The sequence below is a fragment of the Acidisoma cellulosilyticum genome (genome assembly GCF_020621385.1).
GTDB lineage: Bacteria > Pseudomonadota > Alphaproteobacteria > Acetobacterales > Acetobacteraceae > Acidisoma > Acidisoma cellulosilyticum.
Genome location: NZ_JAESVA010000025.1, coordinates 1 through 12,011, shown reverse-complemented (window position 1 = coordinate 12,011; position 12,011 = coordinate 1). Strand labels below are relative to the sequence as shown.

The 12,011-nt window shown below is 56.1% G+C and carries 9 protein-coding genes and 7 pseudogenes; 13 read left to right on the top strand and 3 right to left on the bottom strand.

Annotated features, from left to right (window positions below; genetic code table 11):
* The 5 genes and pseudogenes from ACELLULO517_RS28060 to tnpB (ACELLULO517_RS28040) all read left to right on the top strand — a co-directional run.
* A pseudogene (locus tag ACELLULO517_RS28060) lies at positions 1–267 on the top strand (integrase core domain-containing protein); the annotation flags it as partial.
* Between the two features lie 250 nt (positions 268–517).
* On the top strand, positions 518–2,116 hold the full coding sequence (locus ACELLULO517_RS28055; protein ID WP_227310815.1) for a hypothetical protein: 1,599 nt from the start codon (positions 518–520) through the stop codon (positions 2,114–2,116).
* A 205-nt stretch (positions 2,117–2,321) separates the two neighbouring features.
* Positions 2,322–2,450: pseudogene (locus ACELLULO517_RS28050) on the top strand (IS481 family transposase); the annotation flags it as partial.
* 231 nt (positions 2,451–2,681) lie between these two features.
* Positions 2,682–3,206, top strand: a complete 525-nt coding sequence (gene tnpA / locus ACELLULO517_RS28045; protein ID WP_227310814.1) for an IS66-like element accessory protein TnpA — start codon at positions 2,682–2,684, stop codon at positions 3,204–3,206.
* Positions 3,152–3,508: an IS66 family insertion sequence element accessory protein TnpB gene (gene tnpB, locus ACELLULO517_RS28040; protein ID WP_406566307.1), complete on the top strand. Its 357-nt coding sequence runs from the start codon at positions 3,152–3,154 to the stop codon at positions 3,506–3,508. The genes tnpA (ACELLULO517_RS28045) and tnpB (ACELLULO517_RS28040) overlap by 55 nt, the downstream gene beginning before the upstream one ends.
* 2 nt (positions 3,509–3,510) lie before the next feature.
* Here the strand turns inward: tnpB (ACELLULO517_RS28040) and ACELLULO517_RS28035 are convergent, their stop codons facing one another.
* A complete protein-coding gene (locus ACELLULO517_RS28035; RefSeq protein ID WP_227310813.1) occupies positions 3,511–3,708 on the bottom strand; it encodes a hypothetical protein in 198 nt (65 codons plus the stop codon).
* A gap of 20 nt (positions 3,709–3,728) precedes the next feature.
* On the opposite strand from ACELLULO517_RS28035, the pseudogene tnpC (ACELLULO517_RS28030) reads away from it, so the two are divergent.
* The 8 genes and pseudogenes from tnpC (ACELLULO517_RS28030) to ACELLULO517_RS27985 form a co-directional block, all read left to right on the top strand.
* Positions 3,729–4,399, top strand: a pseudogene (gene tnpC, locus ACELLULO517_RS28030) (IS66 family transposase); the annotation flags it as partial.
* An 80-nt stretch (positions 4,400–4,479) separates the two neighbouring features.
* Positions 4,480–4,782, top strand: a complete 303-nt coding sequence (gene tnpA / locus ACELLULO517_RS29155) for an IS66-like element accessory protein TnpA (RefSeq protein ID WP_227310812.1) — start codon at positions 4,480–4,482, stop codon at positions 4,780–4,782.
* A pseudogene (gene tnpB, locus ACELLULO517_RS28020) lies at positions 4,779–5,147 on the top strand (IS66 family insertion sequence element accessory protein TnpB). Before tnpA (ACELLULO517_RS29155) ends, tnpB (ACELLULO517_RS28020) begins: the two are co-directional and overlap by 4 nt.
* Positions 5,148–5,185: 38 nt before the next feature.
* Positions 5,186–6,761, top strand: a pseudogene (tnpC, locus tag ACELLULO517_RS28015) (IS66 family transposase).
* 30 nt (positions 6,762–6,791) lie between these two features.
* A pseudogene (locus ACELLULO517_RS28010) lies at positions 6,792–7,295 on the top strand (integrase core domain-containing protein); the annotation flags it as partial.
* 65 nt (positions 7,296–7,360) lie between these two features.
* On the top strand, positions 7,361–9,814 hold the full coding sequence (locus tag ACELLULO517_RS28005; protein WP_227310811.1) for a tetratricopeptide repeat protein: 2,454 nt from the start codon (positions 7,361–7,363) through the stop codon (positions 9,812–9,814).
* Between the two features lie 184 nt (positions 9,815–9,998).
* The gene (locus ACELLULO517_RS29150; protein ID WP_406566306.1) at positions 9,999–10,613 is read left to right on the top strand and encodes a transposase; all 615 of its coding nucleotides are present in this window, start codon (positions 9,999–10,001) and stop codon (positions 10,611–10,613) included.
* A 103-nt stretch (positions 10,614–10,716) separates the two neighbouring features.
* Positions 10,717–11,625, top strand: coding sequence for a CatB-related O-acetyltransferase (locus ACELLULO517_RS27985; protein ID WP_227310810.1), 909 nt, complete (start codon positions 10,717–10,719; stop codon positions 11,623–11,625).
* A 4-nt stretch (positions 11,626–11,629) separates the two neighbouring features.
* Here the strand turns inward: ACELLULO517_RS27985 and ACELLULO517_RS27980 are convergent.
* A pseudogene (locus ACELLULO517_RS27980) lies at positions 11,630–11,788 on the bottom strand (IS3 family transposase); the annotation flags it as partial.
* A partial coding sequence (locus ACELLULO517_RS27975; protein ID WP_227310818.1) for a hypothetical protein occupies positions 11,745–12,011 on the bottom strand: 267 nt, incomplete at its 5' end. The gene ACELLULO517_RS27975 and the pseudogene ACELLULO517_RS27980, both read right to left, overlap by 44 nt.

Here is a 12,011-nt window from a genome sequence, read left to right as displayed (position 1 = left end):
CTTTTATCATTAAACATGACATTACCTACAAAAGCTGTCTCACAGCTTCCGTTGTCATGTCGTTCGCACCCGTTTCGCTACGCGCAGAAAAACGACCGCTTACAATTCAACGGTATGGCCGAAGCCTTTGTGCGAACCTTCAAACGCGACTACGTGGTCTTCAATCCCAAGCCAGACGCCACGACCGTCGTCCAATCGCTGCCCGTGTGGTTTGAACATTACAACGCATTGCACCCGCACCGGGCGCTCGGCTATCGATCCCTCAGGAGTTCATGGCTCTCAAAGCAAGTTCAATTGGTGAGGTCGCACTGTCCAAAAATTGAGGAGCAGCAAAAATATTCTATTTTGTCGAAATATTTACAGAAGAATTTCTCGTGCGTTGGGACATGTCCTATCATGCGACATTGAAGCTCGCGCAGCCTTTTAATGCTAAGATTCTCATACTTCGCAGAAACTTGAGCATCAACTCTTAGACGGCTAAGATACATTTTTGTGCTTCTTCGAAGGCGGATCTGTAATGCCGATAAAATTTATCTCCAAGGCCAAAAATGCCATGAAGTGTTGGCAGGCTGTCAATTTTTCAGCAGCGATGTTGCTTGTCGTTATATTGGCAGTTGTTTTTTTATCAAAGCCATTATTTGCCGAAAATGAATCAGGGAAAATACCAGCTATTGAAGACTCTTCGAAAAATATAATGCCCGGAAGTATCAGTATCCGAAAATTTACTGATGATGGCGGCCCATTTGTCAATCCTGGCGCTTCAATCTCTATTCGAAAATTAGAAAATCTTTCTTCAAATTATCGTTTCGTGTCCAGAGACTATGGCCCTAGTTTTGGGGCAACTCAAGCTGATGCTACCATAACACTTCCGAGTGGATTGTATGAGATTGGAGTTCAGGTTCCCGACGGGCTCTCAGTTGATGTATCAGGATGTATGGACTGTGAGAAAAAAATTATTGAGTTCCCACCTCGCTCCGATGGGTCTAAACAAAATCGTATCTTAGTAAAAATAATTCCAAATCAAAATAAAATTCTTACTTTCATTTATAAGCAGACAAAATTATTTTCTGATGCGTCACTGGATACGAGCGAGACTTTACATTGTAATATTGCCGGCGTTCCCAATCAGATGCTACCCACAGATACTTTGTTGTTTAAAGGATCGGATGCTTGGGTCAAAGTTGGAATCAATCGTACAATAGGAGACGTAATCGTTGCTCTTGACTTGATAAATCCCCAAGATCCTAATTTTCCCGTAAATTTAATTGACTCCCGTAGTGCTGGTGGCGCCGCTTGGCAGATTAGCATGGGGGGAACTAACGCGGTATCGGGTAAAATAATTCACTTCAACCAAGCAGCGGGTAACAGTGCTCGAGTGTGGGGATATGAAGCCCCTCTCGGCTACTCGCCCAATGGTTTTACACAGTTAACTTGGTTACCGTTGTATTCTAATGACTATCGCCCGTTAGGAGCTAACCCAAAGTTATCAGAAAACACCAGCCCCTGCTATAACACAGGCGTTAGGTTTGGAGATGGGCGCTTCGCATTGGAGTCACAGCAGATTTTCTTAAACGATAAGTCTCATATAACTCGTCTACTTTATCGCTATTCGGTTAGGCATAAATTTCAAACCGATTGGAAAAGATTTCAATTTGATTATGGAATTTATTTCATGCCGGAAAATAGAGATTTAAGGATTTATATCCCAGAAGATGATCATATTTTTGGGCCAATTTATCCTTACCAGGACTTGTCAAAGACACCTCGTGGCGAAGTTAGGAACGTTGTCTGTCAAGAGGAAGATTGCATGGTTGCTACCAAACCTATTTCTTATGTGGTTATGGTGTGGAAAATACATGGAAAGGACATTGCAGTTGCAATTCATACGGTCGATAAATCAAAGAAATTTGATGGCTTTGTAAGGTTTCGTCCCCACGTGACGTGCGATGATGGAAAAAAATGTGGTGGTGTTCAATGGCATTCTGAGGTTGTTGATAGTCAATTGCATCCAGAGCAAAAGGCTTCTTTTGGTCCCGGTGAAATAACGAGTTACCAGTTGGACTATGACATTGGTACTCCTAGTCAATTAGCACAACTGGGTTTTTTGATAAAATAGGTTAGACTAACAGAGATCTTTATCCGGCTCGAGGTTGTGTAATTTTGTTTCTAAAAGGAGTGAACGTGCCCTAAAACCTCTGCCTCTTACGATACCACTGGCCCCGTGGACAACAAGCCGTTGCCGAGCTTCGAGCTCCGTGCGAGTTCATCGGCAAGAAAAATCCAGGCTGGCGGCCGGAGGAGGTTTCGCGCAGTCAGTCCACGGTAAAGGGAAATTCAGGAATTATGACCTGGGTTACGTCCATATCGACATAAAACACTTGCCGAAGCTGCGAACTGCTAACGGAGAGACGCGCAAGCGCTATCTCTACGTCGCTATCGACCGCTGTTCCGTATCCGCCCGGTGAGTGCCGCCTTGCAGCGTTGAATGACCCCCGTGATCTTAAGGGCGCTCTTAAGAACGTCCTTAAGGACAGGAATGGGATCAGCGGTGGAGATCATCACTGGGGTTGGGCGGCGGCGGCGATGGCGGCCTGAAGAGAAGTCGCGGGTCCTGGCGGAATTGTAAGCGTCGCGGCACTGCCACATTGCGTTGCGCCTGAACGCTGTGATGCAAAACGCGGATGGACGAAGCGCCTGACATCATTGCCGCGGATGAGAGCAGTCATACGACCAATCGTAGGAGCGCTCGGAGTGCGCGGGTGGAGATCATCACCGGGGTCGAACGGCGTCGGCGTTGGACTCTGGAGCAGAAGCGCGACATCGTCGCCGAGAGCTACGGCCCGGACCTGACGCCGACGGAGGTTGCGAGCAAACACGGCATCAGCTCCGGGCAGCTTTACACATGGCGGCAGGAGGTGCTTGGCGTGCGGTCAGCGGTACTGACGCAGGCCGCTCCGCGGTTCGCGACGGTGGAGGTTGCGGCCACGGCGCTGACCATCGAGCCTGTCGCACCGGCACCTGATGTGGCGGCTGTGCGGGCAGCCGCGTGCTCCGCCGGGCGCATGGAGATCGTGCTGCCGGGTGACATCCACCTGCGCATCGATGCGCAGGTGGACCGTGCTGCACTACGGCGTGTGCTGGATGCGCTGAGGTGGCGATTATCACCCTGGCATCCGGGCTGCGCATCTATCTGGCCTGCGGAGTGACGGACATGCGCCGCGGCATGACCGGGTTAGCAATGCTGGTGCAGGAGAGCTTTGCCGAGAACCCGTTTGATGGCGCCGTCTATGCATTCCGAGGCCGCCGTGCCGGGCTCATCAAGCTTCTCTGGCATGATGGGATCGGTCTGTGCCTGCTGATGAAGCGGCTGGAATACGGCCAGTTCGCGTGGCCGACCGTCACCACGACGGGACGAATTCAACTCTCGCCGGCGCAATTGGCGGCGCTGCTCGATGGCTGTGAATGGCGGGCACCGGTGAAGCCGCGACGGCCGGAACTAGCTGGATAAATCTAGCACTTTGTCGACATTGTCTCTGGATCCGACACGGCGAACTCGTTCATCATCGCCGCGTGCAGATCGACCCCAATGCCCTGCCGGACGACCCGGCGCTGTTGCAACAGATGCTGCGGACCGTGCTCCAGCAGCAGGGCGAACTGCATGCCGAGAATGACCGACTGCGTCTGCTGATCCAGCGCTTGAGCCGCCACCAGTTCGGCCGCCGCTCCGGGCGCATCTGGCCGGGTTCGACGGTGTGCTGCAGGTGGACGGCTATGACGGGTTCAAGCGGCTGGCGGGCGAGCGCGCTGACGGCTCGGTGCGGTTGGCTTTCTGCTGGGTGCATATGCGACGCGCCTTCTACCAGTTCTACGCCTCCACCAAATCGCCCGTGGCGGCGGAACTGCTGGCACAGGTCGCCAGTCTCTACGAGATCGAGGCCGAGATCCGTGGCTCTCCGGCCGAGCATCGGCACGCGGTGCGTGATGCCCGAAGTCGGCCGATCGTGACGGCTCTGCACGCCTGGCTCGAGGAGCAGTTGCCGCGTCTGCCAGGCAGTTCCGACCTCACCAAGGCCATGCGCGACGCGCTGCGTCACTGGCCCGGCCTGGTAGCCTTCCTCGACGACGGTCGCATCGAGATGGACACCAACGTTGTCGAGCGCGCGATCCGTCCGGTAACGCTTAATCAAAAGAATGCCCTTTTTGCGGGCAGCGATGGCGGCGCCCGCCACTGGGCGATCGCAATGACGCTGATCGCCACTGCAAAGCTGAACGGCGTCTGACAGACGCCTTGGAACGTGTCGTCTCAGGACGCACCAAGGCGAACGAACTGGACAGTCTGCTACCGTGGAACTGGAAGGCGCGGAAAGCCCAAGCCACGACCGCCACCATGGCCGCGTGATGATCGACCGCCCCTAACTCCGTCACGCTCCCGCCCGTCAAACCGAGGCCCTGTGCTCACGCCGCGATGCTTACGCGGAATTGGAGACGCCAGGCGCCTCTGTCGCCGAGGTAGCGCGGCGGCATGACATCAGTCGCAGTTTGTTATGGGGTTGGCGCCGCCAGGCACGCCGACGGCTTGGCCCTGCGTATACGGGCGCCGGTTTTCCGCCGATGCGCATCGCACCGGACACCATGCCGCTCGCACCGGCGCACGGCGGCAGGTCTGAGGCAAATAGTGACAGCGCAATCGAGATCCGGCTTTCGGATGGCACTACCCTTCGGGTTGGTAGCGATGTTAGTGCGGCTGCGCTGCGGCGCGTGCTGACGGTTCTGCGGGGATGATCCCTGTTCCTTCCGGCGTGCGGGTCTGGCTGGCGACCGGCGCCACCGACATGCGGCGTGGCATGAACGGGCTGGCGCTGCTTGTTCAAGAAGGCCTTCGCCGGGATCCTCACGCTGAAGATCTTTACGTGTTCCGTGGCAACGCGGCGACCTGATCAAGGTGCTTTGGCACGATGGCCTCGGCATGTCGCTTTATGCCAAGCGGCCGCGCTCCAGCCGCCAAGCGGCTGGAGCGCGGCCGCTTCCTGTGGCCGTCGCCTGCCGACGGCGTGGTGCCGGTCACCGCAGCCCAGCTTGGTTATTTGCTTGAGGGAATAGACTGGCGGAATCCGCAGCGGACTTATCGGCCGGAAGCGGCCGGATAACAGTACACAAGCGTGCCGGATTATGGTTGAATCCTCGCGTGAGCCAGGACGCAGCCCCCGCATCGGATGAGGTCGCCGCCTTGCGTGCCGCATTGGCGGCCGAGCAATCAGCGCGGCGTCAGGCAGAGGCCCGCGCTAGCGGCGCCGAGGCGATGGTGGCTCACTTGAAGTTTCTGATCGCCAAGCTGCGTCAAGATCGCTTCGGCGCATCGTCGGAGCGCGGCCGCAAACTGCTGGATCAGACGGAGCTTGAACTCGAGGAGCTGGAAGCCGCAGCCAGCGAGGATGCCGCACAGGTCGAGGTTGCTGAACAGGATAATGTCAGTGGATTTACTCGTCGGCGCCCCGTACGCGGCCCGCTTCCCGCCGATCTGCCCCGAGAACGGGTGGTGGTACCTGGCCCCACGGCTTGCCCATGCTGTGGCGGAAAGCTCGCGAAGCTCGACGAGAGCAATCACCGAGACCTTGGAGGTCGTGCCCCGCCAGTGGAAGGTGATCCAGACTGTCCGCGAGAAGTGGAGCTGCCGGTCCTGTGAGACGATCACCCAGCCACCCGCGCCCTTCCACCCGATAGCGCGCGGGTGGGCTGGGGCCGAATTGCTGGCCATGGTGCTGACCGGCAAATTCGCTGACCATTTGCCGCTCAATCGCCAGAGTGAAGCCTATGCGCGCGAGGGCATTGAGCTGGATGTCTCGACGCTGGCTGACTGGATCGGTACCTGCGCTGTCACGCTGGCACCCTTGGTCGTACTGATCAGAGCCCATGTGTTGGCGGCGGCTCGCATCCATGGCGACGACACGATGGTGCCGGTGCTGGCCAAGGGTAAGACAAAGACCGGCCGATTATGGACCTATGTGCGCGATGACCGACCCTTCGGCGGGGACGCTAAGCCAGCAGCCCTGTTCCGCTACTCGCCGGACCGCACCGCGGCTCATCCCCTCCCGCACCTCGCCGGATGGTGGGGTATCTTGCAGGCTGATGCCTATGCCGGATTCAATGGCCTTTACGACGGGGCGCGCCAACCTGGGCCGGCCACCGAGGCAGGCTGCTGGGCTCACGCCCGCCGTAAGTTCTTCGAGCTCGCGGACCTGGGCAAGGCGCCGTTGGCTGTCGAAGCCGTGCGGCGGATCGACACCATCTTCACGGCGGAGCGCGAGATCACCTGCCAATCCGCCGATCGGCGATGTGCCGCCCGCCAGAAAACGATCGCGCTGCTCGTGGTCGATCTGGAAAACTGGATGCGCACGACACGGGCCAAGCTCTCGTGACATGCCGATGTCGCCAAGGCCATGGACTATATGTTGAAACGGTAGGAGAGCTTCAGCCGCTTGCTTAACGATGGGCGTATTTGCTTGAGCAACAACGCAGCAGAACGTGCGCTTCGTGGCATCGCCCTGGGCTGGAAAGCGTGGCTATTTGCCGGATCAGACCGCGGCGGAGAGCGCGCGGCCGCGATGTATTCCCTCATCGTCACCGCACGTCTGAATAACGTCGACCCGCGGGCCTGGCTCGCCGACGTCCTGCGTCGCATTGGTGACCATCCCGCTTCCAAACTCCACGAGCTGCTGCCCTGGAACTGGAGCCCGGAAGCTCAGGAAATCTCCGCAGCCTGACCGTCACCAACGGCGCCCACCGGACGGATACGCTGTTCCCGCTACGTTCATCTGGCAATCTTTGATGCCGAGAATGCCGAAAACGCTGTTGATTTCCTCACGACGGTGAAATCTGCCTTTCCTTTCCGGGTGACCCACGTGCTGACAGATCGCGGCTCGTGTTTCACCGCCGATGCCTTCGAAAAGGCCTGCCAAGACGATGGTGTAAACCGCCGCCGGGCACGCGCCTACTCGCCACAAACGAACGGTATGGTCGAACGCTTCAATGGGCGTATCGCGGCCGAGGTTCTTCCGATCAATGTCGCCAACCATGCTGATCTTGAGACACTCCTGCACGGGTTCAACCAAGCGTACAATCAGCGTCGGCAGCGTGTTCTCGGCGAGCTGTCACCAGCGTCAAAAGTCGACGAACGACTGAAACAAAAACCACGCCTCAGAAACCGACAATGCACGTCGGCAGCGGACGAAAACATCATGAGTGACGTCGACGATATTATGGAATATGCCAATGACTTCTCACAACCTGACAGCTAGAGCGTCTTTCGTCATAGCATCGCCGACAACGCCCACCCGATCCAGACCATGGAACTGATTGACCGATGAGCGATTACACCGGCCCAAGCGTCGACCCGACCAATCCCGCCATGACGCTGCGGGCGACTGCCGAACTGATCCGCAACGGCGATGTCGCGACAGCCGAGCAGCTGCTCAGCTGGGCCTTGGATTTCAATCCGGAGCATCCAGGGCTTCTGCGCCGCCTCAGCGACATGCGCTGGGAGGAAGGAAAGCCCGAGGAAGCGCGGCAATGGGCGGAACAGGCCGTGACGGCGGACCCTGCGGACGCCGAGAGTTACGCCCATCTCGGTCAAATTTGCGCACGCTGCGGGCAATACGCCGACGCGGCCGAGCTTCTTGTCCGTGCCGTCGAGATCAGGCCTGACAATGCCGGATATCTGCGCCGGCTCGCGGATATCATGGTTCATCTCGGCCGCCGCGACGACGCACTCGCCCTGGCGGAGCGTGCGGCGCAGCTAAGGCCGCAAGAAGGTCAGGGTCATCTTTTCCTCGCCAACCTGCAGCAACGCTATGGGGATTTCGACGGCGCGGAAGCGTCGATCCTGACCGCGATCGATGCGGCGGCGGAGAATGCCCCGGCGCTGCGGCGCATGGCCGAATTCCAAGCCACCCGTGGCGATCTCGACACCGCCCGCGTCTGGGCGCGGCGCGCGCGCGAGACCGAGCCCGATGGCCCGGCCAACTACGATCTCGAAGCCCGTCTGGCTGCCTCCGCCGGCGATCACACGGCCGCGGAAGCAGCGCTGCTCCTGGCCGTTTCGTTGGATTCAGCCGCAGCCCAACATAAGCGTCGCCTGAGTGATACCTTGATGCGCCGAGGGGATTGGGACGGCGCCTTTGCCTGGGCCGAGCGCGCCATCGCCGATCACCCTGTCGATCTCCAGAACCATAATCATCTGGCCAGCATGCATAGCGCGCGCGGCGCGCGTGACGATGCCTATGCCGCGCTGGAAGCGGTGGTCGCGCAAGCCGGTAAGCCGAGCGATGCCGCCTTTCTGATGCGCCGGCTGAGCCAGATGGCGCAGCAGAAAACGGCTCAAGCCGACGCACTGGCCTGGGCGGAACGCGCCGTCGCCGCCAATCGCTTCGATGCCGATAACCATGCCCATATCGCCGGGATCTATCTGCAGCAGGAGAAGCTGGCCGAAGCTCGTCAGGCCGCGGACCGCGCTGCCCAACTCGCCCCCGGCAATCCCGTCCATCTGCGGCGGTTGAGCGATCTCGCCTCGCGTGCCGGTGAGCAAGGTGAAGCGATGGACTGGGCCGCCAAAGCCATTGCGATGCACCCGACCGATGCGGCGAACCACAACCATCAGGCGATCCTTCTGATACGCCAGAATCAGACCGAGGCCGCCGAGGCACCGCTCGCCCTTGCCGTCGAACTCGCGCCGGCCGACGTCGCCCTTCTGCTCAGGCTCAGCAATCTCAAAATGCGCCTCGATAAACCGGGCGAGGCTGTTGCCTTGTCCGAGCGGGCGATCGCCGCGCAGCCGGGCGATCTCGCGGTCTATAACCATCTGGCAAGCTTGCATTTGCGCCAGGATGATCTGGGCGCAGCCGAGATCGCGCTGAACCGCGCCCTCGAAATTGCGCCGACGAATGTGCCGCTTCTGCGCCGGCTGGCCGATGTGGCCTTGCGCCGCGGCGATGAAGCCCAGGCCGCGACATGGTTGCAGCTCGCCATCGAAACGGATCCAAACGACCCCAACAACTACAACCAGCTGGCGTCGCTGGAATTCGCACGTGGCGATGACGCCGCAGCGGAAGGGGCCCTTACGCAGGCAACCGCCGTCGCGGGCGGTAACCCGGCCTTCCATAGCCGGCTGAGCCATAGTCTCAACCGGCGTGGCGACGAGCCGGGGGCCTTGTATTGGGCCGATCGCATGGTGCAGGATTTTCCATCCAATCCTGCCGGCTTTCAGCAGATCGGCACGCTTCACCTCCAGGCCAACCGGCTGGACGAGGCCGAGGCCGCGTTCCTGCAGGCGCATGCCATTGCCGCGACGCCCGCTCAGGTGGTCCTACCCTTGCAGCGTCTGAGCGATATCGCGATGCGCAGACAGGACATTGGCGCCGCTCTCACCTGGGCGATCAAGGCGACCGAGGAAGCGCCGGGGGAAGCCTCGGCCCATGGCCATCTTGCCAATCTTCACCTCAATGCCGGTAACCTGCCTGCGGCCATGACCGCTGGCCAGACCGCCGTGGATCTCGCGCCCGCCGATGCCGGCGCGCTGCGACGGCTGAGCGATATTGCGCTGCGCCGGGGCGAAGCCGGGCAGGCGCTGGAATTCGCGCGCCGTGCGGTCGCGGCCAATTCGGCCGATTCGCTGAATCACTACCAGCTCGCCAATGTCCTGCAGGCCAATGGCGACACCGCGAATGCCCTTCTGTCCGTGGAACAGGCTCTCAAGCTTGCGCCGAAGAATGCCAACTACGCACGCAGTGAAAATTATCTGCGAGCGTTAAGGGCTGTGTAAAATCACTAAATGTGAATTTAAACCCCCCATTTTATAACCATCGGCTTTATTTTCCAGAAAATTTTCTTTTCTACTGCTAAAAGGTGATGCTTTTTATGAAAAATTTACAAGTAATTTATTGTTTCTTTATCAACAAATAAATTATCGGTTGAATTTTATCACGAATTTTATGTAAAATATAATTATGCATTCCCGCATCCGAAGAAAATGGTCAACTGCAGATAAATTGAGCTTCGTTGTTGAAACCTATCGCCCGGGAAGTTCAATAGCCAGTGTTGCAGTAAAACATGGCCTCCACAAAAATCAACTGTTTCTTTGGCGTAAACTTTCAGCCAAAGGCCTCTTTGATATGGCCCAGCTAGAAAAAAGGCGGGAAGAATCTATACAATCTCTTGTCATTTTAACTCAGATTGAAACAGGCATTTCCATTAAAGGCCGACGCAACTGGTCCAAGGCAGAAAAACTTAAAGTTGTATACGAATCACATCAATTTGGATCTTCAGTTAGCTCTGTAGCCCGAAAATACAGCATAAACCCAAATCAAATTTTTAGCTGGCGGCGACTAGCCGCCAAAGGTGATCTCAAATCTAGTCCGCAAGAAAACGCGATAAATAAAAAAGATGATGAAAGAAACACTCGAAACTTAAAACCGCGCCAAAGACGGTATTGGCCGGACAGTAAAAAACTGGAAATCGTTGAAGAAAGCTTTTTTTCCAACGAGTCAGCAAGCAAAATAGCGAGGCGCCACGGCATAACTCCAGCGCAGCTATTCAAGTGGCGATTTATGCTTAAACGATGATCTGGTTTTCGCAGAGAAATTTTATTATTCACTTAAAATTGCTCTGCCAACAGTAGAGCCACAACATTTCATAGACAGGCATTCGAAAATAGGGATAGCAACGATGAGCGAAATGGCTTTTAAAAATTATCTTACCTTCGACCAGGTTCAGAATCGGCTTTGGCTTTTGCGTGACTTATCACATGCACAAATCGGTCAACGTATCAAGCTACTGGCTGGGGGAGCAGTTGAATGTGCCATTCAAGAAAATATAAAGTCTTGGGATATTCAAAATAACCGGCTTCAGCTTTTACACGCCACCGGACAGTTGGCTTTTGAGTTTGTTTTAGGGAAAGGCAATAATGGAAAGCTTGAGGGTCAAGGCTATCGACTGTGTGGCAGTGATTCACCATTTAGCCTAACGGAACTAAAAAGTACTCTTCGCTACAGCAAAACCAAAGAAGTCTTTGCTCAACAAATAGCTCACTATGGATGGTCTATCGGTGAGCATACTTATGGTAATCCTGAGGTTATTGAAGAGAATCTCGCAAATTTTACCGTTGGTAAATATTGTTCAATAGCTAATGGTGTAAAAATTGTACTTGGCGATCACAGATCTGACACAATGACCACTTACCCTTTTAAAGTCTTAGCCGAATATTGGGAGCATGTTCCGCCGGATGCTGATGACCATATTAGCAAAGGAGACGTTGTCATAGGGAACGATGTATGGATTGCCTCGGATGTCTTTATAGGCTCTGGCATTACTATTGGCAATGGTGCAATTATCGGTGCCAAGGCAATAGTAACATCTAACGTTCCGCCGTATGCAGTCGTAGTAGGAAACCCTGGGCGAGTTATTAGGTATAGATTTGAAAAGAATGTTATTTCTGAGCTACAGCTACTAGCTTGGTGGGAACTTCAAGACGAGATAGTTGATCTTCTAATACCTCTGCTACTTAATCATAATATAGATGCCTTCCTGCTTCAGCTTCGAATGATTCGTGATGAAATTTCACTGACCTGCCCCTGATCTTTCATCCGGCGCGGACCAGAGTCTCGATGTTGGTTACGCCTTGTGGCGCGGTGGGAACAACGGGCCGGCGCGCGGAGCGTTCAAGTTGCGCAGCGGGTCGAGCTGTTGCGGTCAGGTTAACTACATATGAAGTGGACCAGTCTTCGGGGGATTGCCACCCGTGGCAACACCACCAGCGAGCTTTTATCATCAAACATGACATTACCTTGTATCTGATGAGCGTTGCGGGTTATTCCTGGAACACGAGGCCGGGAAAGTACGAACATTACCTGAGACAGATAGTCGTCGATGCCCATTTTGCTTCCTTGGTCAAAATCCGCCAAAAAGGAGGCTCCCAGATGCCCCGACGGAAAGCGCCTGCGATCCCAGATGAGTTGCTGGAC